The organism is Wohlfahrtiimonas chitiniclastica DSM 18708 (genome assembly GCF_000375345.1).
Lineage (GTDB): Bacteria > Pseudomonadota > Gammaproteobacteria > Cardiobacteriales > Wohlfahrtiimonadaceae > Wohlfahrtiimonas > Wohlfahrtiimonas chitiniclastica.
In genome coordinates, this window is record NZ_AQXD01000001.1 from 739,557 (window position 1) to 763,135 (window position 23,579).

Here is a 23,579-nt window from a genome sequence, read left to right on the forward strand (position 1 = left end):
ATATGTATACATTCATTGGCAGCATCATTCTATTAATCATCGGCTATTTGACGTATGGCAAATATGTCGAGAAGATCTTCGGAACCAAAGATCGCCCCACGCCTGCTTACACAAGCAGCGATGGCGTGGATTACGTTCCGATGAACACCACAAAAAATTCACTCATTCAGTTATTGAACATCGCCGGCGTTGGTCCCATTTTTGGACCCATTTTAGGGGCATTATATGGTCCGGTGGCTTTCATTTGGATTGTGCTGGGCTGCATTTTTGCAGGCGGCGTGCATGACTATTTAACGGGCATGATCTCCATTCGTAACCGCGGCGCCCATTTACCTGAATTGGCAGAAAAATTCTTAGGCAAAGCCATGCGCCACATCGTCAATGCATTTGCCCTCTTATTATTGGTATTGGTTGGCACCGTGTTTGTGTCTGCACCTGGTCAATTATTGTATGACTTAATGGGCGGCAAAGTGGGCTTAGCCATCATTGTGAGCGTCATTTTTGCCTACTACGTGCTCGCAACATTATTGCCGATTGATAAAATCATCGGCCGCTTTTATCCATTCTTTGGCGCTCTACTTGTGATCAGCGCCATCGGCATTGGCATTGGTTTAGTGGTGACAGGCCAAGCGGCAAACATTCCAGAAATCACATTAGACAACATGCATCCCGGTGGTTTAGCGATTTTCCCATTGCTCTTTTTAACCATCTCTTGCGGCGCATTGTCAGGCTTTCATGCCACGCAATCCCCCATCATTTCACGCACCACGCAAAATGAAAAAGATGGCCGTAAAATTTTCTACGGCATGATGATTGCAGAAGGCATCATTGCAATGATCTGGGCTGCGGCGGCTATGGCCATGTTCTATGAGCCGAATGCTGCCTTTGGCGCAGGTTTACAAGCTGTGTTAAAAGAAGGCGGGCCTGCTTTAGTGGTGAGTAAAGTGTCCATCACCATGCTTGGCGGCATTGGCGGGACTTTAGCCATTTTAGGCGTCATCATTTTACCGATCACATCTGGCGACACTGCATTTAGAAGTGCACGCATGATCATCGCTGATTACCTTAAAATCTCTCAAAAGAGCATTTCTAAACGTTTATGGATTGCTTTACCGATGTTTGTCATCTCTGCCATTTTATTACAATTAGACTTTAACATCTTATGGCGTTATTTCTCATGGGCGAACCAATCAACAGCGGTGATTGCACTCTTTGTGGGCGCAATGTACCTTTACTTAGGCAATCGTAACTTCTGGGTGCCATTATTACCGGGCATCTTTATGTTGATGGCAACCACAACGTACATCCTTGAGCAACCGATTGGCTTTGGCTTACCTTCACAAATCGCCATCATGGGGGCATCTGTCATCTCTGTGGTGTTGGTGGCGCTCTTTTTCTGGCAAGCGAAACGCCAAAAACCCATGGGCTTAAACCTTGAAGAGGATTTAACCGGCTGGGATGGCACCATGAAAGAAAGCGGTTATGTCTTTAGCTGTAAAGGCAACTAAATTCACCCATCCTTGAAACGGCGCAAAAGCGCCGTTTTTTAATGCGCGCAAAGATAAAAATAAGATATAGTTCATGATCCCTATCTTCAACTAGGAAAGCACATGATCGAACGCATTCATTTAGCCATTTTTCGCGCCATTGATCGCGAAGGCTCGTTAACGGGCGCTGCAAAATCATTGAACTTAACGCAATCGGCATTGAGTCACACCATCAAAAAACTTGAGCACCTTGTGGGCACAGAGCTTTGGGTGAAAGATGGCCGCACCCTTCGCTTAACAGAGGCAGGACAATATTTGCAAGATCAAGCGAATCGTTTGCTTCCACAGCTTGAACGTGTGGATCATAATCTGAAAGGCTATGCCCGCCATGAGCTTGGCACACTGCACATTGGCATGGAGTGCCATCCGTGTTATCAATGGTTACTCAGCATTGTTGATCCTTTTTTGCATGCTTATCCTGGCGTGGACATCGATGTCAAACAGCGCTTTAAATTTGGTGGACTTGCAGCCATTTTTAACCATGACATTGATCTACTGATCACGCCCGATCCCATCAATATGGCGAACATCATCTTTGAGCCTGTGTTTGAATATGAATTGGTGTTAGTGGTACATCAGGATCATCCGCTGGTGAATTCGCCTTTTGCAAAGCCGAGCGATCTATTGACAGAAACCCTATTCACCTACCCCGTAGAAAAAGCGCGCTTAGATGTGTTCAACCAATTTTTACTGCCCGCTGCCTGCATCCCTAAAGTGCACAAACCCTTAGAAGATACCGAGATCATCTTACAAATGGTGGCCACACAACGCGGCGTCACCACCATGCCAAGATGGCTCATTGATCGCTATCAAAAAAAATTCCCCATTCGACCTGTGCGTTTAGGTGAAGGGGGAATCTTTAAAAACATTCATGTGGGCTATCGCGAATTAGATCAGCACAATGCCCATGTGCGTCGCTTCATTGAGCTGGCAAGAGCGGCGCCGCGCTGACTATTTTGCAGGCGATTTTTGTTGAATTAAATCAATATAATCACTCATGATGTTAACGCTTTCATCTAACAATACATCCGGCGTTGTCTCTTTTAACAACTCTGTGTGCGTGCCATCTTCATTCTTGTATTGCTCTAGGGTTAAAGGCTCAAGATTGTAAAGGGCACGAATCTCATTGGCATTGTCAAAGGAGGCTTTTTCTTGGGTGTTGAGTTCTTGATGGCGTTCATCTAAATTAAGAGAAAGCGTCTTCACATCCCAAAGCGCTTGAATTTTATCACGCTGCGCTTGGAAGATTTTAAGCTTCTCATCTTGAGTTAAGCGCTCATCATGGGCTTTTTGCAAAGGCGCCACAAACTCCGTCAATGTTTCAGTCACTTTGAGATCTTTGGCCGCCGGAATTTTATCCCACGGCAAAACATATTTCTCTTTCGCCTCGCCGATGTCTTGCGGATTGTAGATTTGTGGCAACACAATGTCTGGCACAACGCCCTTCTCTTGCGTACTTTCACCATTCGCGCGATAGAACATCGCAATGGTCACTTTACTTTGCCCAGGTTTATCCGCTTTTGCCAACCAACCATCTAATGGCAGTAAGGATTGCACAGTGCCTTTACCAAAGGTGGTATTGCCCACAATTAAGCCGCGCGCTTGATCCTGAATGCTGCCTGCAAAAATCTCACTTGCCGATGCACTCAAGCGATCGGTGATCACCATCAAAGGTCCATCATAAATTGGCTTTTCATTGACGCTGTGGCGCGTTTCAATAGAGCCATTATAATTTTTCACCTGCACCACGGTTTTCTTTTCTGGAATAAAGAGCGCAGATAAATTAATCACTTCCTCTAAAGAGCCGCCGCCATTGCCACGTAGATCGATCACTAAACCATCAATGTGCTCTTTGTCTGTCAGTTCATTGACCAAGCGCTTCATATCGCGCGTGGTGCTTCTGAACTCTTTTTCACCCTCTTTGCTGCCTTCAAAATCACTGTAGAACGTGGGCAACGTGATGACACCAATCTTTTGTGTTTTGCCATCCTTTTCGATGATTTTAACGTCAGATTTTGCCGCTTGCTGCTCTAATTTCACTTTATCACGCACAATGCGCACGATTTTCTCAGGACCTTTGCCTTTATTACCAAGCACCTGTAATCGGATCACAGTACCTTTTTTACCACGGATTTTATCCACCACATGATCTAAACGCATGCCCACGATGTCTAAAAATTCGCCATCATCGCCTTGCGCCACACCAATGATTTGATCACCCACCACCAATTGATTGCTCAAATCCGCAGGACCGCCCGACACAATTTCCATAATCGAAATGCCATCATCATCTTGGCGTAATACAGTGCCAATCCCTTGTAGTGAGAGGCTCATGTTGATGTTAAAGTTTTCCATCGTGCGATGGGATAAATAACCTGAATGGGGATCAAACGCCAAGGAAATGGCATTCATATAGATTTCAAAAATGTCATCGGCATCCACCTGCATCAAGCGTTCATGACGCGATGCATAGCGTTTTTTCAACTTTGCTTTTGCTTCATCTAACGTAATTTCATCATCTGACACGATGAGATTTAACAATTCATTTTTGATGCGCTGCGCCCAAATGGCATTGAGCTCATCGGTTGTTTGAGCAAAGGGCTCATCTTTACGATTGATGAGAATCTCTTCATCGGTGGTAAAATCAAAATCACCGTCGATCAATTGTTCAATGGCGGTTTCACGCTCATCAATGCGTTCGATCAAACGGTTGTACATTTCAAAAGGAAAGTGCAATTGCGCTTTCCTTAAGTAATCATCAAACAAATACTTGTGTTGATTGAATTGATCAATGTCGGACTGTAAAAAGTAGACATGCTGCGGATCTAGAGAGTTCAGATACAACGAGTAGATGCGCTCAGAGAGCGCATCATTAATGGGCAACTGACCATATTGAAATTGAGCCATCGCTGCCGCATGCGCTGAACTGATGCGTTCAAAGCGTTTATTCGACTGAATCTGCGGCAATTGCTTTTGCTCAATGGCACTTGCTCGAATCGCCGGCAACTCACTCGCTTGCAGATTGCTAAAGAGCAATGCTGCGGCTAATGGCAGGATCATGCCCCATTTTGTTCGTTTCATCATCATATCTTTTTGTCAACCCAAGTATTTGTTGTGTGATTTAACCATACTGTTTTTCAAAGTCGGACATGAATTCACACAATGCACGTACACCTTCTAAAGGCAATGCATTGTAGATGCTTGCACGCATCCCGCCGACCGAGCGATGGCCTTCTAAATTGATTAAGCCCTGTTCTTTTGCTTTCGCTAAGAAGATGGGATCTAATTCTGGATTTGCAATGGTGAATGGAATATTCATGCGAGAACGTGCATCCATTGCCACAGGATTGTGATAAAAATCACTCTGATCAATCAAGCCATAAAGCATCGCGGATTTTTCTGCATTGATTTTTTCAATCGCCTCAACGCCGCCTTGCCCTTGCAACCATGTCAAAACAAGATCAATCATGTAGAGTGAGAATGTCGGTGGCGTATTGATCATGGACATGTTTTTCGCTTGCACTTCATAATTGAACACATCTGAAGTTTTAGGATCCGCTTGGCCCAGTAAATCTTCACGCACGATCACTAAAGTCACGCCCGATGGACCAATGTTCTTTTGTGCCCCTGCATAAATCAAACCAAATTTAGACACATCAAACGCGCGCGATAAAATGTTCGAGCTCATGTCTGCCACCACAGGTGTTTCACACGCTGTCAATGGTGCTCTAAATTCCACACCATTGATGGTTTCATTGTCGCAATAATGAACAAATGCGCTGTCTTTAGAAAAGTTCAGCGCATTTAAATCGGGCAACGTGGTGAATTTTGTCTCTTTCGTACTCGCCACAAGGTTGATGTTGGCATGTTTTGCCATCGCCTTCATGGCTTTGCCAGACCACACACCGGTTTCAATGGCATCAATTTGCGTTTTTCCCCCTAAGATGTTCATGGGGATCATGGAAAACTGCGCAAAAGCGCCACCTTGCAAAAACAACACTTTGTAGTTTTCAGGGATATTGAGGAGCGAACGCATTTTGTTTTCGCAGTTTCTCATCACTGCCTCAAACTCTTTGCTGCGGTGGGAGACTTCCATCACCGACGCACCTAATCCCTGCCAATTTAACAATTCTGCCTGGGCTTGTTTTAATACTGACTCAGGTAAAGTAGAGGGTCCTGCACAAAAATTATAATTACGTTCCATTTTCAATCCACAATTTAAAATGTATGAGCAAGGCTACACTATACCAAATTTTTTCTAAAATGGAGTCTTTCATCATGGCTAAAATCTATGCCTAGAATTGCCTTTTCAATATTTGACATAGGATTTTAGAAAGCTTTCTGCTAGAATTGGTGGCTTATTTTTAAATTCGGTCATGAGGATTCTAATGTCTTTTAATAATGATATTCACAACCTAAACTTAGTGCCAATGGTTGTCGAACAATCGGCTCGTGGCGAGCGCGCATTTGATATTTACTCTCGCCTTTTGAAAGATCGCGTGATCTTTTTAGTGGGACCTGTCGATGACTATAGCGCGAACCTTGTGGTGGCTCAAATGCTATTTTTAGAAGCAGAAAACCCTGATCGTGACATCCATTTATACATCAATTCACCCGGTGGTTCTGTCACAGCTGGCATGTCCATTTATGACACCATGCAGTTCATTAAACCGGATGTATCCACCATGTGTATTGGTCAAGCATGCAGCATGGGCGCCTTTTTATTAACGGCAGGCGCTGAAGGCAAGCGTTTATCCTTGCCAAACTCACGCATCATGATCCATCAGCCACTTGGCGGTTATCAAGGTCAAGCGAGCGACATCGAAATTCACACCAAAGAGATGTTGTTCATTAAAGATCGTTTAAACCGCATCATGGCAGAACACACCAAACAACCTTTGAAAAAAATTGTGAAAGATACAGACCGCGATAATTTTATGAGTGCCGAAGAAGCAAAAAAATACGGCATCATCGATTCTGTCATCTCTCACCGTTAATAAAGACTAAATTTTATGACTGATACTCCAAAGAAAAAAGGCAAAGTCTTGCGCTGTTCATTTTGTGATAAGTCACAAGATGAAGTGCAAAAACTCATTGCTGGCCCTAATGTGTACATCTGTAATGAATGCATCGCGCTGTGTGGCGAGCTCATCACGGATGAAATGGTGGAAGATCACACCAAAAAACCTCTGCCGAAACCGAAAGCATTATTCGAAGCTTTAAACGAATATGTGATTGGCCAAGATTTGGCGAAAAAAACATTGAGCGTTGCGGTGTATAACCACTACAAACGTTTAGAATCTAAAACTGTGCGTTCTGATGTAGAACTCACCAAAAGTAACATTTTACTGATTGGCCCAACGGGTTCAGGTAAAACATTATTGGCCGAAACCTTAGCTAAAATGTTGGATGTGCCCTTTGCCATTGCTGATGCCACAACCTTAACAGAAGCAGGTTACGTGGGTGAAGATGTGGAAAACATCGTTCAGCGCCTATTGCAAAATGCCAACTTTGATGTGGAACGTGCGCAAACAGGCATCATCTATATTGATGAGATCGATAAAATCACACGCAGAAGTGACAATCCATCCATCACGCGTGATGTATCCGGTGAAGGCGTTCAGCAAGCCCTACTCAAAATCATTGAAGGCACTGTAGCTGCGGTATCGCCTCAAGGTGGCCGCAAGCATCCAAATGCTGAGCTCATCAATGTCGATACGCGCAACATCCTCTTCATTTGTGGCGGTGCATTTGCGGGCTTAGATAAAATCATCAACATGCGTCAAAACAAAGGCGGCATTGGTTTTAGCGCTGAACTTAAGAAATCAGATGAAGAACGCACAATCTCTGAACTCTTTGCCGAAGTGGAATCAGAAGATTTAATCAAATTTGGTTTAATCCCTGAATTCATTGGCCGATTGCCTGTTGTGGCAACGTTAGAAGAGCTTGACGAAGCTGCCCTCATCAACATTTTAACGAAACCTAAAAATGCCATTGTGAAGCAATTTGAATACCTTTTTGCCTCTGACAATGTTGAATTAGAATTCACAGAAGAAGGTTTAAAAGCGATTGCTGAATTGGCCATTGCCCGTAAATTAGGCGCACGCGGCTTACGCAGCATCATTGAGTCCACGTTGTTAGACACAATGTTTGACATTCCATCGGAAGAGAATGTGGCCAAAGTCATCATCGACCGCCCACAGATCATTGATCGTGTGCCACCGATGATTGAATACACATTACCGGCTGCTGAGGCCAAAAAACCTGCAAAGCGCACCTCGAAGCGCTCAAAGGCTGAACAAACGTCATGAGTGATCAATTAAGTCATCCGCCCTTAATGTCATTGCGCTTTAGGGGCTTTTTACCTGTTGTTGTCGATGTAGAAACCGGCGGTTTAAACCCAAAAAAAGATGCGTTGCTTGAAATAGCGGCCGTCTTTTTAGACATCGATGACAATGGCATGATGAAAACCACGCATCATGTCTCCACCCACATTGAACCTGCGCCAAACTTAGGCATCAATCCTGAGTCCATGAAGATCAACGGTATTAAGTTAGACAATCCGTTTCGCATGGCAATCCCGGAGAAAGAGGCGCTCACCCGCGTCTTTACTGCGGTACGTGAAGAGGTTCGTCGCCAAGGTTGTACACGTGCCATTTTAATTGGCCACAATGCGCATTTTGACTTAGCGTTTTTAAATGCTGCCATTGAACGTTGTGACATCAAACGCTCACCTTTCCACCCCTTTTCTGTGTTAGATACGGCAAGCTTAAGTGCGCTGGCCTTTGGGCAAACGGTGTTGGCAAAATCAGCGATCGCCGCAGGCATGACCTGGGATGCAGCCGATGCTCACTCTGCCCTATACGATACACAGCAAACCGCAGAATTATTCTGTAAAATTGTCAACATGTGGCAAACACACATTGGCTTTGATCTACATTCCGTTCTATAAAAGGATCGATTATGTTTAAAATGCTCTCCAAATCTTTAAACGACCATCTCAAAACATTAGGTGCTAAGGCCGATGGCATCAAACATGTGACGATGGGCTTAGAACGTGAAGGTTTGCGTGTGAATGAGCAAGGCCTGTTGAGCCAAGCGCCGCATCCGCGTGCCCTTGGTTCAGCATTGACAAACCCAAACATCACCACAGATTTTGCGGAAAATTTATTGGAGTTTGTCACCAATGTGTATCACTCCCCTGAAGATCTCTATCAAGCATTAGATGAAATCCAGGCCTACACCGCAGAATGCTTAGATCATGAAGTGGTGTGGCCAGATTCCATGCCGCCCACCATCAACAATGTTGATGACATTCCGATTGCTCAATATGGCACATCAAATGCTGCAAAAATGAAAACGCTGTACCGCACCGGTCTTGCCCATCGTTATGGCAAGATGATGCAAACCATCGCAGGCATTCATTTTAACTTCTCGTTGAGTGATGAGTTTTTTACCAATTGGCAAGCGGCACTTGGCAATACGCAATCCCTTCAAGATTTTAAATCAGAGCGCTATTTACACTTGATGCGTTCAGTGTCACGTTTTGGCTTTTTAGTGCCCTATTTCTTTGGCGCATCGCCTGTGATGCCCAAAACCTTCCTACAAGAAGGCAGCCATCATCCATTTGAAACGTTTGATGATGAAACGGTGTATCTTAAAAATGCCACCTCCCTTCGTTTATCAGACATTGGCTACAGTAACAACAAATGTAAATTCACAGTTTCGTTTAACTCATTGACAGATTACATCCGTGACATTGAGCGTGCTGTGTTGACGCCATGCGATAAAGTTTCCCACATTCCCACGAAAAAAGATGGTCAATATTTTCAGATCAATAATCACATTCTACAGATCGAAAATGAATACTATGCGAGCATTCGCCCCAAACAAGTGCTGAAAAGCGGTGAAACATTACTGAGCGCCTTAAAAACACGCGGGATTGAGTATGTGGAACTTCGCACGGTGGACATCATGCCAAGCGTGGCGACAGGTATTTCTGTGGAAACCATCCGTTTTCTACAAGCCTTTTTAACCACTTGTTTGCTCTCTGATGCATTGCCGCTCAGTTATGATGAATATGAAGAAAACCGTAAAAATCTTGCTAAAGTGGCTGCCAATGGCCGTCAAGAAGGGTTAACACTCAATCTCTCTGGGCACGATTATCCATTGAAAGATTTATTGCGCTTTACGTTAGATTGGATTCGTCCTGTGGCAGAGATTTTAGGCGCGCCCTATGTGGCCACCTTATCGCCTTTGAAAAAAATGGTTCAATCAAGTGCATTGACGCCTTCGGCTGAACTCATCAAGTCATTACAATCGACTGACTTAAATTACAACGCTTATTGCATTGAAAAAGCGCTCGATTACAAGCAACATTATTTAACGGATCACAAGCTCACGGAGGCACAACGCGAACGATTTAAAACCCTCGCTCAAGACAGCATCGCTCGTCAAGAAGCGTTAGAGGCTGAACCTCAAATCGATTTTGATGAGTATTTAGCAAATTATTTTAAATCCATTTAAGGACGTTTTTCCACCATGAATCTAGACATTGGTTCACCGTTTTTATACACCGTTTTTGCCATTGCCGTTTTAATCATGATCGCTGTGGATATGCTTGCATTAAAGCAAACGGGCGATCACAAAGTGAGCACAAAAGAGGCGCTCATCTGGACGCTCATTTGGGTCACCGTTGCCCTTGTTTTCAATGGCTGGCTCTATTGGTATTTAGCCCATGGCGATTTTCCGGGGCTCACAGCCGCGGAGCAGCAAGCCCAAGCCACAGAAGCTGCTGTTGATTTCCTCACCGGTTACGTGCTTGAAAAATCACTCTCCATTGATAATATTTTCGTCTTTTTATTGATTTTCAGCTTCTTTAAAATTCCAGCAAAATTCCAACGCCGCGTTTTGGTGTACGGCATCTTTGCCGCCATTGCCCTACGCATTTTGATGGTGTTGGTGGGTTCTGCCCTCATCTCACAATTTGAGTGGATTTTGTATGTCTTTGGTGCCTTTTTGGTGTACACAGGATTTACGATGTTCAAAAAGCACGATGAAGAAGAAAACCTCAATGACAAATGGCTCATTCGCACTGTGAAAAATAAGTTCCGCTTCACGGATCGATTAGATGCAGAACACTTTTTCACGATAGAAAATGGTTTACGTTATGGCACGCCGCTGTTATTAGCGCTCATCGTCATCACCATTTCTGACATTATTTTTGCAGTGGATTCTGTCCCTGCCATCTTTGCCATCACCAAAGATCCGTTCATTGTGATGACTTCTAACGTATTTGCGATTTTAGGGTTGCGCGCCATGTACTTCTTATTGGCCGACATGGCCGACCGCTTCCATTTCCTCCAGTATGGTTTAGCCACCATTCTCATTTTTATCGGTGGAAAAATGTTACTGCTCGCTTTAGACATTCACATCCCCACGTGGATTTCCCTTTCGGTGGTCTTACTGATTTTGGTGGGCTCTGTCGTGATATCACTGAAGCGCAAACCTAAAGCATCTTAATCAACTAGCCTCACTATGACTCATAGCGGGGCTTTTTAAATTCGCATTTGTCACAATTTTAGGAGACTTTTTCATGTTAGAGCGAATCTTTAAACTTCGTGAGCATAAAACCAATGTTCAAACCGAAGTCTTAGGAGGGATGACGACATTCTTAGCAATGTCCTACATCATTTTTGTCAATCCGATCATCTTATCTAAAACCGGCATGGACATGGGTTCTGTGTTTGTGGCAACGTGTGTCGCCGCCGCAATCGGTACCTTCATCATGGCATTTTTGGCCAACTACCCCATTGCCGTTGCACCCGGCATGGGATTGAATGCCTTCTTTGCCTTCACCATTGTGGCGAACATGGGCTTTACTTGGCAGCAAGCATTAGGTGGCGTATTTGTCTCTGGCGTCATTTTCTTAATTCTGACTGCGACAGGTTTACGTTCATGGATCATCGAAGGGATTCCGGCATCGTTACGCGCATCCGTTGCCGCAGGTATCGGCCTATTCTTAGCCTTCATCGGCTTACAATCAGCTCAAGTGGTGGTGGATGATTCCGCCACACTTGTTAAATTAGGTTCTCTCTCTAATCCCACCGTTTTATTCTGTGTGCTTGGCTTTTTAGTGATTGCAGTGTTAGATGCATTAAAAGTGAAAGGCGCCATTTTGATCGGTATTTTGGTGATCTCCGCTTTAAGCATTTTCACAGGCAATACACATTTTGCCGGCATCGTTTCCATGCCGCCTTCAATCGCCCCAACCTTCTTCCAAATTGATTTCTCAAAAGTATTGGAAGCAGGCTTCTTACAAGTGATTTTAACCCTTGTATTGGTTGAACTATTTGATGCCACTGGCGTATTAATTGGCGTGGCAAAACGTGCCAAAATTTTAGATGACACATCCCCTGAAAACAAAAAACGTTTCTCACGCGCACTCTTTGCAGACAGTACCTCGATTTTAGCAGGCAGTATGCTTGGCACAAGCTCTGTGACAGCGTATGTGGAAAGTGCATCAGGCGTACAAGCAGGCGGCCGCACCGGTTTAACGAGCGCAACCGTTGCCGTTCTTTTCTTAGTGGCACTCTTTTTCTCGCCATTATTAACAGCAGTGCCTGCCTATGCCACAGCGCCTGCTTTAATCTATTTGGCCTGTTTAATGCTTCGCGAATTGACAGAAGTGAACTGGGATGATTTAACTGATGCCATTCCGGCAGCCTTGATGGCATTTACCATGGCATTCACCTATTCGATTGCCAATGGCTTTGCTTTTGCCTTCATCAGCTATGTGGTGCTTAAAGTGTGTACTGGTAAATTCCGCCAAGTGCATCCTGCCACTTACATCATTGCAGCGCTGTTCTTAGTGAAATTCATTTTATACAGCATGGAAAGTGCCGCGGCATAATCTTGAGCCACCCTGTACAATCAAAATCATCCCATTTAGGATAACCTAGATGGGATTTTTTTAATCTTTACACATTTTTGACAATTTTCAGCAATCTTTTGCAACACTTGACGTACACTATCTAATCGAGTTCATTTCCATTTTAAGGTCATTCATGCGTCGATTTTTTACTGTGCTATCCCTGACTGTTTTGATACTGCCGATTGCCTTTGGTGAGCCGCGCCCGATTTTAGTGGAAGTGGCGGAGACACAAATCATCCCAAAAGTTGAATACATCAATGCCGTGGGCACATTATTGCCCTATGAGCGCGTGATCATTCGCCCAGAAATGTCTGGCAAAATCACTGAAGTGGCCGTCAAAGAAGGCGCCCGCGTGACGGCGCAAGAAGTACTCTTTCGCTTTGATGATCGCTTAGCCACCGCGCAATATAAAAATGCCACCGCAAATTTGATGAATGCCATGCAAAACGTCAAACGGCTAGAAGCCTCAAAAGGCAGCGCGAGCGCCCAGCAGTTAGATGCCGCAAAAACAGCAGCCTTACAAGCCGAAGCAGATTTAGAGATGGCTGAAGTGACCTTAGATCGCACCGTGATTAAAGCGCCCTTTAATGGTCGCCTTGGGCTCATCAACCACTTTGCGGGCAGCTACGTGCAATCTGGCAGTGATTTAACCACGATTGTGGATACAGAAAAACTCAAACTTGAATTCAACTTACCAGAGCGCTTAGCCCATACCGTGCGCCTCAATCAACCCTTACAATTTTCAGTGGATAATTTCCCGAAAAAAACCTTCACCGCAGAAATTTACGCGTTAAGCCCTGAAATTGAACAAGAGGGACGATCTCTAACGGTACGCGCTATTTACGATAATCAGGATGACGCATTGCTGCCCGGCATGTTCTCGCGCATCTTCCTTGAAATTCCTTTAGGTTACCAAGTCATCATGGTGCCAGAAGAAGCCGTATTTTCCGCAGAAGGCAAACAATATGTGTACACCGTTGTGCCACAAGGTGAGCAGAAGATTGCTAAACTCACAGAAGTCACCTTAGGCGATCGCTCAAGTTATGCGATTGAAGTCTTGCACGGGTTACAAAAAGATGATGTGGTGGTGAAAGTTGGCCAAGCAAAATTGCGTGATGGAGCGGTGATTCATGAAGCTCTCTGATCTCTCCATTCGCCGCCCTGTTTTCGCCATCGTTCTCAACATTCTCATCATTTTGCTTGGCATTGTGGGTTTGAGTCGCATGAGCATTCGAGAATACCCCAATATTGATCAGCCTGTGATCAGCGTGCGCACGATGTACAGCGGCGCGAGCCCAGACATCATTGAAACTCAAGTCACCAAACCCATTGAAGATGCATTGACAAGCATCGATGGCATTGATTATTTAAGCTCCATGTCGCGCCGCGGCATGTCCTTTGTGAACATCACGTTTAACCCCAACAAAAACATCGAAGAGGCAGCCAATGATGTGCGTGATCGAATCTCACGCGCGAAACGCCAACTGCCAGATGATGTGGATGAGCCCCTCATCAATAAAAGTGATTCTGATGCGGATCCTGTGATGATTTTAACCCTCACCAGTGATACGCTCTCCTCAATCGAACTCACGCAGCTCATTGAAAACAATATTCAGCCTCAAGTCGAACTCCTTGAAGGCATCTCCATGCTTGAACTTTGGGGCGCGCGTGATCCTGTAATGCGCATTTGGTTAGACACTGAAAAGATGGCGGCGTTTGACATCGAAATTGCCGACATTGAATCGGCGCTGCGTAAACAAAATGTGGAGATTCCTGCCGGCACCATCAAAAGCAATGCCCGTGAGCTTGCCATTGTGGCGCAAACAGATTTAAACACTGTGGATGAATTTGGCAACATCATCATCAAAACCACGCACCAAAATAACAATCAGCACATTGTGCGTTTGAAAGATTTAGCAAATGTGGAGCTAGGCGGCGTCGAAGAGACTTCACGTCCACGCATGAATGGCAAGCGCGGCGTTGGGATTGCCATCATTAAGCAATCGACCGCCAATCCGCTCACCATTTCAGACAATATCCGTAAAATTCTGCCCACATTGCGTGAATCCCTACCCGATGATACCGCGCTTGAAATCAGCTCTGACAACTCCATTTTCATCCAAAAATCCCTACAATCGGTTTATTCCACCATTGTGGAAGCGCTGATTTTTGTGGGCATCATCATTTTCTTCTTTCTGCGCAGCGCGCGCGCCACATTAATCCCGATGGTGACCGTACCAATTGCCTTAATTGGCACACTCTTTGCCATGTATTTGTTAGGTTATTCCATCAATACCTTAACCATGCTCGCATTTGTGTTGGCCATTGGACTTGTGGTGGATGATGCGATTGTGATGCTCGAAAACATCCATCGCCACATCGAAGCGGGATTATCGCCCTTAGATGCCGCATTTAAAGGCTCAAAAGAGATTGGGCTTGCCATCATCGCGATGACCCTCACCCTTGCCGCGGTCTTTTTACCGTTAACCTTCACAGAGGGTCGCATTGGGCAGCTCTTTGTGGAATTTGCCGTGACGCTCTCCATCGCCGTCATCATCTCAGGTTTTACAGCGCTCACACTCTCACCGATGATGTGCGCAAAATTATTGCCTGCAAAATCCACTGAAAAAAAGGGGCGCATTTTTAACCTCATTGAATCGGGCTTTGATGGACTCACGCGTGCCTATACGTCAAGATTACGCCGCATCATACCAAAGCGCATGCTCATTGTGAGCATCATGATGCTCACTTTGATCGCAAGCTACAGCATCTATCAAATATTACCGAAAATGCTCGCGCCCATTGAGGATCGTGGCTTTATTCGCATCACAGCCATTGCCCCAGAAGGTGCAACGGTGGATTTTACGGATCGCTACTTGACGGACATTGAGGATCATCTCTTAACGACGCTGCCTGAATCAGTGATCTTTGTGGTGTCAGGTGTTGCCGCAGGCGGTATTGGTAACGTGATGCTGCCCGATTGGGATACACGCAGTGAATCACAAATGAGCATCGTGCAACGCCTCAATCAATCCTTTCGCAACATTGCCCTTGGCTTACGCGTTTTTGCGAGCAATCCGCAATCTTTAGGGCAAGATGGGCGCTCAAAAGCTGTGGAAGTTGTGGTGCGCTCCACAGAGAGCTTTGCAACCCTTGATCAGCACATGACAGAGATCATGGCAAAGCTCAATCAAGACAATCGCTTAGTGACGCCTGATCATAACCTTCGTCTCAATACGCCACAATTGGAAGTGGATGTGGATCGCGAGAAATTGGCGCTCCTTGGGATTGATGTCAATGCCGTTGGCCGAGCATTAGAAACGGCTTTAGGCGGCCGAACAGTGACGCGCTTTAAAGAAGGTTCAGAGCAATATGATGTGCTCGTCCAAGTTGAGCCCACGCAACGCAATGAGCCCAATCACCTAAAAAACATCTATGTGCGCTCGAATAAAAATCAGATGATTCCTTTGTCCAATTTCGTCACCATTCGTGAAACTGTGGCACCGCAAAATCTTAATCACTTCAATAAATTAAGAGCGGTGACCCTTTCGGCCGATTTAGCGGAAAATGTCTCCCAAGGCGAAGGGATCGCTGCCGTTGAAAATGCCATTCGTGAGGTGATGCCTGATGCCCTATTAGATTATACTGGCAGCGCGCGCGAATTTAAAAGTTCAGGCAGCGCGATGAGCATTGTATTTTTATTGGCAATTGTGTTCATTTATTTGGTGTTAGCCGCGCAGTTTGAATCATGGATGGATCCATTGATCATCTTATTATCTGTGCCCTTAGCGGCATTAGGTGCGCTCCTTGCCTTATACTTTACAGGCAATGGCATCAATATTTATAGTCAAATTGGGTTGGTGACGCTCGTTGGGCTCATCACAAAACATGGCATTTTACTCGTTGCCTTTGCCAATCAGTTGCAAGATCAGGGCAAAGATCGCATCGCTGCCATGATCGAATCGGCCAGTTTACGCCTACGCCCCATTTTGATGACCACCGGTGCAATGGTGCTTGGTTCATTGCCTTTAGCCCTCGCCCATGGCGCAGGCGCTGAATCACGTGCCACCATCGGCTGGGTGATTGTGGGCGGTTTAGCCCTTGGAACACTGCTGACGCTCTTTGTGGTGCCAAGCTTATATTTAATGTTCAGTCGTCATCATCGACGCTTAGGACGACACACATAAACAAATGCTGGTGGGAAATTTTTCACCACAAATTGCTTCTCCCAATCAAAATAACGGGAGAGCAATTTCTCCATGCGATTGGTGTATTGAAACAAAATGAAGGTGCCCTGTGTCTCTTCTAAAATTTGTGCTGTCACCTTTAAAATGCGCAGTGAAATGCGCAGTGGCAAGGATAAAAATGGCAAGCATGAAAAGATGATGTCAAAAGGTTGATCAAGAGTTTCAGCGGAAACTTTACAGATTTTTAGGCGCGGATCATGAATTTCATCCAACGATTCAAAGAAAATTGAATTGATTTCATAAGCATATAACGCAGCATCTTGCCCCATTGCACGTAAAATGTGGTGCGTCAAAACGCCATCACCAGCCCCAAGCTCTGCCACCAATAGTGAAGGCGTGCGCCAATTGACTTGATGGACCATCGCTTCACACAACGCTGGTGAAGATGGCATCAAAGTGCCCACACTTCTTGGCGAGTGAATGAAACTATTAATATAATTGAGATGCTTTTTAAAGCGCGCAGACATGTGACCGTCCTTTTTTTATGATCTACAACAAAAAAGCACGCAAGGCGTGCTTATGATATGAGCGCCAATTAAATGGGATTGACGCGGCTCGTACCTTCACGAGTGGTGGTGATTGACACCCGTTGACCCGCATAAAATTGCGTGCCATCCGCCGCTTGTACATAAGCGCGCGTGGTGTGCGTGCCATCTAAGGTCACTAAGATTTCAACGCCTTGAGATTTGGTCATGCCTTCTTCAGCAGCCGCACCGGCTAACACACCGACCGCGGCCCCTGCGATGGTGGCCAATGCTTTACCGCGACCGCCACCAATGGAGTTTGCAGCCACGCCACCTAATGCACCCCCTGTCACAGCGCCTAAACCTGTTTTCGTGCCTTCGATTTTCACAGGGCGCGTGCTCACCACTGTGCCAATTTGTACCGTTTGGGCTTGACGTGCTTCAGAACGTGAATAGCTATCCCCTGATAATGATGAGGCACAACCTGTCACAAAGACGGAAGCCACCATTAACACCAATGCTTTTTGACGTAAGTTCATAATGTATCCTTTGAATATCATTCAAATCCAATCATGCCTATAGTTTAATGCATAAACCGCTAGAATGCGCGTTTGATTCCATTAAAAATGTTTAAAATCATGGGGTACAGGCAATTTCTTTAGAAGATTCAAAGACCTCTCGATCAAACTCTCCCTGAGCATGCGCAAGAATGATGCTCGCATAAATGTTCCCCATGACATTCACAATGACGCGCGTGATGGCATAAAAATAATCTAAACTGAAGAAAATGAGCGCCGCCTCTTTCGGCAAACCCACTAAGTCAAAGAGCATCAATAATGACACCAGCGCCCCACCGAGCACACCGGGATTGCCAAGAGAGGCAATCGTTGCATAGATGCCAAGCATCACATAAAAGCTCAGCGTCATCTCTAAATTTGCACAATGCGCCACCGCAATCACAATGATCACGTTTGTGATGGGTCCACCATTGGTATTAAGGGAGTTGCCAAGGGGCAAAACAAAATTGGTCACCTTTTTACTGACGCCTAGATGACGACTGCTGTCCATCGCTAAAGGCAGTGATAACGCCGTTGAGGTGATGCTGCCGGCAAAGATCATCACGCGGGCAGATTTTTTCAGTAAAATGGCAGGACTTAAACGGTAGCGCAGACAAATAAAGAGTGTATAGAGCAGAAAAAAGAGCACATTCAATGCAGTGATGTAAACCAGCACCATTCCAAGAGTTTTGAGTGTGCCAAGCCCATGAATCACAATGGTGGATGAGACAATGCCAAACACAGCAATCGGTGCCACTTTCATAATTAGAGAGATCATTTTGAGCACCACACTTCTAAAAGCTAACGTGACATTTAACAGCGCTTCTACATTCGGTGTCACATCACGCAATAGATTGATGCATGCACCAAACAGACATGAAAATACGATGATCTGTAAAATCGACGGCTGCGTAAATGCTGTAAAAACATTGTTTGGGAAAAAGCCCAAAACAATCTCTTGAATGGTTAACGATGCCATGTGCGAAGCTTTCACAGCTTTAACCACCTCAACATCAAATTGAAATGGTAATAGTGTGCTGATCAAAATGGCCAACGTCGCTGACAATGCTGTGGCCATAAAAAAGAGCCACAAAGTTTGAATTCCTAAGCGCTTAAACTCCTCTAAATGCACGGAGGAGACGGACATCACCACAGAGCCAAAAATCAAAAACGGCACACACATGTACATCAAATTCATGAAGATCTGCCCTAACATGTGCAAATAGCCGGCGGACTGCAATACGCATTCTGTCCATCGTGGCGAGGTGTTCTTGAGGCTCAAAAGCCCCACGCCGATGATGATGCCGAGCACTAAACCCAACAATATTTTGCCAGATGCAGTGGTTAAAAACCGTCTAAATTTGCACATGATTACAGCCTTTGTTCTTTTTTTATCAACATTGTGTGTTCAAAGGTGGCGGCGCTTTTGGCGCTCTGTCACTTTTTTTGCGTTATTTTATGACTCGATAACATGGTTCATACTGCTCGCCCGGCAACTTCATGCGCCCTTGCGCCACAAAATCATTGAGCAATTGATCGATCAAATCCATCAGTTCAGGTGCGCCATGCAGTTCATACGGACCATGTTCAGCAATGGCTTTGATGCCCACTTCCTTAATGTTTCCAGCCACAATGCCAGAAAATGCCTGACGAAGCGCCGCGGCCAATTTCTCTTTTGGTTGATCTTTATGAAGGTTTAAATTCGCCATATTTTCATGGGTGGGATCAAAGGTTTTTTGAAGCTCTGGGGCAATGGCCAGCGACCAGTTAAAGCAATACGCATCATCACGTGCTTTACGATTTTCACGCACAATCGGCATCATCTCTTTCATCTTTTGGGCCACCAATGTGGCATCCCCAATGATGATTTGATAATACTTTTGTGCCTCACTGCCTAAACTTTCATGAATGAAGCGATCTAATGTTTCAAAATAAGCGCGGCTCTCAGTGGGGCCTGTCAAAATGATGGGCAACACTTGATCCTGATTCTCTTTCATCATCAAGATGCTAAGCACATATAAAAACTCTTCCGCGGTGCCAACACCGCCCGGAAAAATAATTAAACCATGTCCTAAGCGAATGAATGCCTCGATGCGCTTCTCAATGTCCGGCATGATGATCAATTCATTGACCAATGGATTCGGTGGCTCTGCCGCAATGATCGAAGGCTCGGTAATGCCAATATAACGATTGGCCTCATGACCTTGTTGCGTGTGCCCAACGGCTGCACCGCGCATCGGCGCTTCCATTGCCCCAGGACCGCAACCAGTACAAATGTCAAAATGACGCAAGCCCAATTCATGCCCCACATCTCTAGCGTATTGGTATTCCACAGCATTGATGGAATGCCCGCCCCAACACACCATGACATTCGAATCATTCGAGGCTTTTAACGCTTTGGCATTGCGAAGGGTCATGAAAATGATGTCGGTGGTGATCTTTTGATTGCCATATTTGAAGAATTTTTTCTGATCATAACTGTTGACCACTTCACGCATGTACAAAATATCTCTGAGCACAGAAAAGAGGTTCGTGCGGATCAAATGGGTCAATTCACCATCCACAAACACCGATTGCGGCGGATTATACAACTCAAGTTTAATGCCGCGCTCTGTACGCTCAACTTTGGCATCAAAATTTTCATATTTTTGAAAAATTTCATTGGCGTTGTCTGTTTGGCTGCCGGTATTTAACACCGCCAACAAACAATTTCTAAATAAGTGATACAACTCACCATCTGAGCGCTTACGCAACAAATCACTTTCCACTTGGGAGAGTAAATCAAGGGAGCCTTTTGGCGGATAAATATGATAAATATTATTGTGTTCTGTCATGACTTAATCCTTATAAAATAACCATTCTGAAGGATGGTTTTGCGCTGCACCTTTAAAAGCATAACCGAGAAGATCAAACGCTTTGAGATCATCAGGCGAGGTGACATTTTGCTCTGCTGCATAACGCACCATCGCACCACGCGCTTTTTTCGCATTAAAACTGATGGTTTTGTACTGCCCATTTTTATAATCTTTAAAAATTGGCGTGATCACAGGGACGGTTAATGCTTTGGGATCAACAGCTGAAAAATACTCATGAGATGCCAAGTTAATCACTGTCGTGATGCCCTTTTCAGCAATGATTTGATTTAAATAATCCGTGATGCGCGATCCCCAAAACTCATAGAGATTTTTACCACGCGGATTTGTTAATGCAGTGCCCATTTCTAATCGATACGGCGCAATCCAATCAAGGGATTTAACCGCACCATATAAACCAGACAAAATCATTAAATGGTTTTGCACATAATCCAATGCTGTGTTTGAGAGATCATAAGCATTCAACGACTCATACGCATCGCCATTGAATAGGAAAATCGCAGGTTTGGCATTGTGCTCCGTCAGCGGTGTTGTAAAGTTACTGTAACGCTCAGCGTTCAGGAGTGCTAATTTATCAGAGATTTTCATCAAAGATTCGAGCGCTGGCGGCGACAATGGACGCAATACATCCATCAAGGCTGCACTCTCTTGAATGAAATGTGGCTCACCTTGACCTTGCACAGGCGCAGGGCGCACTTCATCGAGTTTTTTCGCGGGCGACAATAAAAATAACAACATACCGTTCTCCTTGTTAGGCGCGTTGAATTAAACGCTTAGGCAAATGAGACAATGCTTGATAATAAGGCTGCAATTGAGCAATGCGGGAGAGTTTTGCATACACTACGCAAATGATGGGCACATAGAGAATGCTCACTAAAACATCGATCGGAAAATGCATGCCAAGGGCTAAGCGGCTGGTGATCATCAATGCACTCCAAATGGCAATCACGCCCACGGCAATGTAATCACGAAGGCGCGTCATCGGTAAAATCAAGACAAATAACATGAGCCAGCACACTGCAAACGCCGCATGCCCGGATGGAAATGAATAACCGGTCTCTTTTGCCCAATGCTTTTTAAGATAAGTCGGCATCTCATCATGCCCAAGGAGCACATCCTCCACGATCATCTTGCGATCTGCCCTTGAGGATTCATAAAAACTCTCTAAATCCACATGGTTTTCCACCAAAAATGCCGTATAAGGGCGCGGCTCTTTATAAAAAGATTTTAAGCCGGTTTTCACAGCTTGTGTACCCACCAGCAAAATAAAGGCTGTGAAAAACACCAACACCCAAGACATTTTTGCGCGCGCAAGCACCGATAAAACAGTGGCAAGTACAACGCATGTGATGAAGGCATAGGTCACTGCCGTGCCAGATTGCGTCACTAAAAATAAAAGATGATCCCATGTTGTGTAATGATCCTTCATTTGCCAATGCCAACCGCTGATCATCACCCCCACTGCAATGCTGAGTAACCCCAGGGTGAAAATGGTCATGATCGTCAATTTTTTGCGGCTTAACTCCAGCATGCGCGTCTTTCCTAAATGATGAGAATGAATCCATCATTATAGCACCAATGGCAATGATTTTTATACGCTGAGCAAGGATTTGAGTGATATACTGTGCGGCGATTTTTCTTTCCCCCACCCTATTGATTTATTAAGGAGCGTACTGTGCAGTCGATTAAAGACTTCATTGCAGGTGTGCAGATCTTGTTTGTCGCCTTCGGTGCCATGGTTTTAGTGCCATTACTCACCGGCTTAAACCCTTCAATGGCGCTGTTAGGCGCTGGCCTTGGTACCCTACTCTTTCAAATCGTCACCAAACGCAAAGTGCCGATTTTTTTAGGTTCATCCTTTGCCTTCATCGCACCGATCATCTTCTCCCTACAAACTTGGGGCATGGGCGCCACCATGTTTGGCCTCTTTGCAGCAGGTTTCATGTATTTTGTCTTTGCGTTGATCATTCGTTGGCGCGGCATTGGCTTGGTCAATACGTTGATTCCACCGGTCGTCATTGGTCCTGTGATCATGGTCATTGGTTTATCGGTTGCCGTGACTGCCACACAAATGGCCATGGGCATCAGCGGTGGTACACCCATCATGAAAGACACATTAGCCATCATTTTATCAATCGCGACCTTTACAGTCACAGTATTGATCACCATTTTTGGTAAAGGCTTATTTCGCTTAATCCCAATTTTAGGCGGGATTTTTGCAGGTTATCTCATTACATTTGTGTTTGATATCACAGGTTTCTCTGCAAGCCTGAATGACGGACAAAACATTTTACACCTTGAGAACTTAATTAATGCGCGTTGGTTTGCAGTGCCTCAATTACATGCCCCTGAAGTCAATTGGCTTGCAGCCCTCTTTATGTTACCCGTTGCCATTGCCCCTGCCATTGAGCACATCGGCGGCATTATGGCGATTGGTAAAGTCACAGGCAAAGATTACACCAAAGATCCTGGTTTAGATAAAACCTTAGCCGGCGATGGTTTAGGTGTGTGTGTGGCTGGTTTAATTGGCGGACCTCCTGTGACCACTTATGGTGAAGTGACAGGTGCGGTCATGATCACAAAAAATGATAATCCAAAGATCATGACCTATGCAGCCATTTTCGCCATTGCCATGGCATTTATGGGTAAATTCAATGCCTTTTTAAATTCCATCCCATTACCCGTGATGGGCGGCATCATGATTTTACTCTTTGGTACGATCGCAAGCATTGGCTTAAAAACTTTGATTGATGCACGCGTTGACATTATGGTGCCACGCAATTTAGTGATCATCAGTGCCACATTGATCACAGGCGTTGGCGGTTACACCATTAATATTGGAAGTTTCCCCTTTGCAGGTGTGGGTTTAGCCGCTGTTTTAGCGATTGTGCTCAATTTAATTTTGCCGCATCCTAAAGAAAGCGATGCACAAGATTAAATTTCCAAAAAAACAATAAG

General features: G+C 45.0%; 19 protein-coding genes. 11 read left to right on the plus strand and 8 right to left on the minus strand.

Going from position 1 to position 23,579, the window contains the following annotated elements; genetic code table 11:
- Positions 1-2 precede the first annotated feature (2 nt).
- A complete protein-coding gene (locus tag B143_RS0103450; RefSeq protein ID WP_018122217.1) occupies positions 3-1,508 on the plus strand; it encodes a carbon starvation CstA family protein in 1,506 nt (501 codons plus the stop codon).
- Positions 1,509-1,610: 102 nt separating this feature from the next.
- A complete protein-coding gene (locus B143_RS0103455) occupies positions 1,611-2,498 on the plus strand; it encodes a LysR family transcriptional regulator (RefSeq protein WP_008314503.1) in 888 nt (295 codons plus the stop codon).
- Here B143_RS0103455 and B143_RS0103460 read toward each other — a convergent pair whose 3' ends face one another.
- A complete protein-coding gene (locus B143_RS0103460) occupies positions 2,499-4,628 on the minus strand; it encodes a carboxy terminal-processing peptidase (protein WP_018122218.1) in 2,130 nt (709 codons plus the stop codon).
- A 40-nt stretch (positions 4,629-4,668) separates the two neighbouring features.
- Positions 4,669-5,751, minus strand: coding sequence for a 3-phosphoserine/phosphohydroxythreonine transaminase (gene serC / locus B143_RS0103465; protein WP_018122219.1), 1,083 nt, complete (start codon positions 5,749-5,751; stop codon positions 4,669-4,671).
- A gap of 184 nt (positions 5,752-5,935) precedes the next feature.
- Between serC and clpP the strand changes: the two genes are divergently transcribed.
- From clpP to B143_RS0103505, 8 genes are all read left to right on the plus strand, one after another.
- Positions 5,936-6,544, plus strand: a complete 609-nt coding sequence (gene clpP, locus B143_RS0103470; RefSeq protein ID WP_008314500.1) for an ATP-dependent Clp endopeptidase proteolytic subunit ClpP — start codon at positions 5,936-5,938, stop codon at positions 6,542-6,544.
- 15 nt (positions 6,545-6,559) lie between these two features.
- Positions 6,560-7,858, plus strand: coding sequence for an ATP-dependent Clp protease ATP-binding subunit ClpX (gene clpX / locus B143_RS0103475; RefSeq protein WP_008314499.1), 1,299 nt, complete (start codon positions 6,560-6,562; stop codon positions 7,856-7,858).
- Positions 7,855-8,499, plus strand: a complete 645-nt coding sequence (gene rnt / locus B143_RS0103480; protein ID WP_008314498.1) for a ribonuclease T — start codon at positions 7,855-7,857, stop codon at positions 8,497-8,499. Before clpX ends, rnt begins: the two co-directional genes overlap by 4 nt.
- Before the next feature lie 11 nt (positions 8,500-8,510).
- Positions 8,511-10,073, plus strand: coding sequence for a glutamate--cysteine ligase (gene gshA, locus B143_RS0103485; protein WP_018122220.1), 1,563 nt, complete (start codon positions 8,511-8,513; stop codon positions 10,071-10,073).
- Positions 10,074-10,088: 15 nt separating this feature from the next.
- Positions 10,089-11,069 (plus strand): TerC family protein, encoded by a 981-nt coding sequence (locus B143_RS0103490; RefSeq protein ID WP_018122221.1) that lies wholly within the window; start codon positions 10,089-10,091, stop codon positions 11,067-11,069.
- Positions 11,070-11,142: 73 nt separating this feature from the next.
- Positions 11,143-12,459, plus strand: coding sequence for an NCS2 family permease (locus B143_RS0103495; RefSeq protein WP_018122222.1), 1,317 nt, complete (start codon positions 11,143-11,145; stop codon positions 12,457-12,459).
- Between the two features lie 154 nt (positions 12,460-12,613).
- Positions 12,614-13,624 (plus strand): efflux RND transporter periplasmic adaptor subunit, encoded by a 1,011-nt coding sequence (locus tag B143_RS0103500; protein ID WP_018122223.1) that lies wholly within the window; start codon positions 12,614-12,616, stop codon positions 13,622-13,624.
- Positions 13,611-16,667: an efflux RND transporter permease subunit gene (locus B143_RS0103505; RefSeq protein ID WP_018122224.1), complete on the plus strand. Its 3,057-nt coding sequence runs from the start codon at positions 13,611-13,613 to the stop codon at positions 16,665-16,667. Before B143_RS0103500 ends, B143_RS0103505 begins: the two co-directional genes overlap by 14 nt.
- Here B143_RS0103505 and B143_RS0103510 read toward each other — a convergent pair.
- From B143_RS0103510 to B143_RS0103535, 6 genes are all read right to left on the minus strand, one after another.
- Positions 16,640-17,194, minus strand: a complete 555-nt coding sequence (locus B143_RS0103510; protein WP_018122225.1) for a class I SAM-dependent methyltransferase — start codon at positions 17,192-17,194, stop codon at positions 16,640-16,642. The genes B143_RS0103505 and B143_RS0103510 overlap by 28 nt on opposite strands.
- Before the next feature lie 68 nt (positions 17,195-17,262).
- A complete protein-coding gene (locus B143_RS0103515) occupies positions 17,263-17,730 on the minus strand; it encodes an outer membrane lipoprotein (RefSeq protein ID WP_008314490.1) in 468 nt (155 codons plus the stop codon).
- A gap of 97 nt (positions 17,731-17,827) precedes the next feature.
- Positions 17,828-19,117: a dicarboxylate/amino acid:cation symporter gene (locus tag B143_RS0103520; protein WP_018122226.1), complete on the minus strand. Its 1,290-nt coding sequence runs from the start codon at positions 19,115-19,117 to the stop codon at positions 17,828-17,830.
- A gap of 82 nt (positions 19,118-19,199) precedes the next feature.
- On the minus strand, positions 19,200-20,582 hold the full coding sequence (gene ppnN / locus B143_RS0103525) for a nucleotide 5'-monophosphate nucleosidase PpnN (RefSeq protein WP_018122227.1): 1,383 nt from the start codon (positions 20,580-20,582) through the stop codon (positions 19,200-19,202).
- 3 nt (positions 20,583-20,585) lie between these two features.
- Positions 20,586-21,356, minus strand: a complete 771-nt coding sequence (gene yaaA / locus B143_RS0103530; protein WP_026165689.1) for a peroxide stress protein YaaA — start codon at positions 21,354-21,356, stop codon at positions 20,586-20,588.
- Between the two features lie 16 nt (positions 21,357-21,372).
- Positions 21,373-22,152, minus strand: a complete 780-nt coding sequence (locus B143_RS0103535) for a phosphatase PAP2 family protein (RefSeq protein ID WP_018122229.1) — start codon at positions 22,150-22,152, stop codon at positions 21,373-21,375.
- Positions 22,153-22,296: 144 nt separating this feature from the next.
- Between B143_RS0103535 and B143_RS0103540 the strand changes: the two genes are divergently transcribed.
- Entirely contained in the window at positions 22,297-23,559 is a 1,263-nt protein-coding gene (locus tag B143_RS0103540; RefSeq protein ID WP_018122230.1) for a uracil-xanthine permease family protein, read from the plus strand.
- Positions 23,560-23,579: the final 20 nt, after the last annotated feature.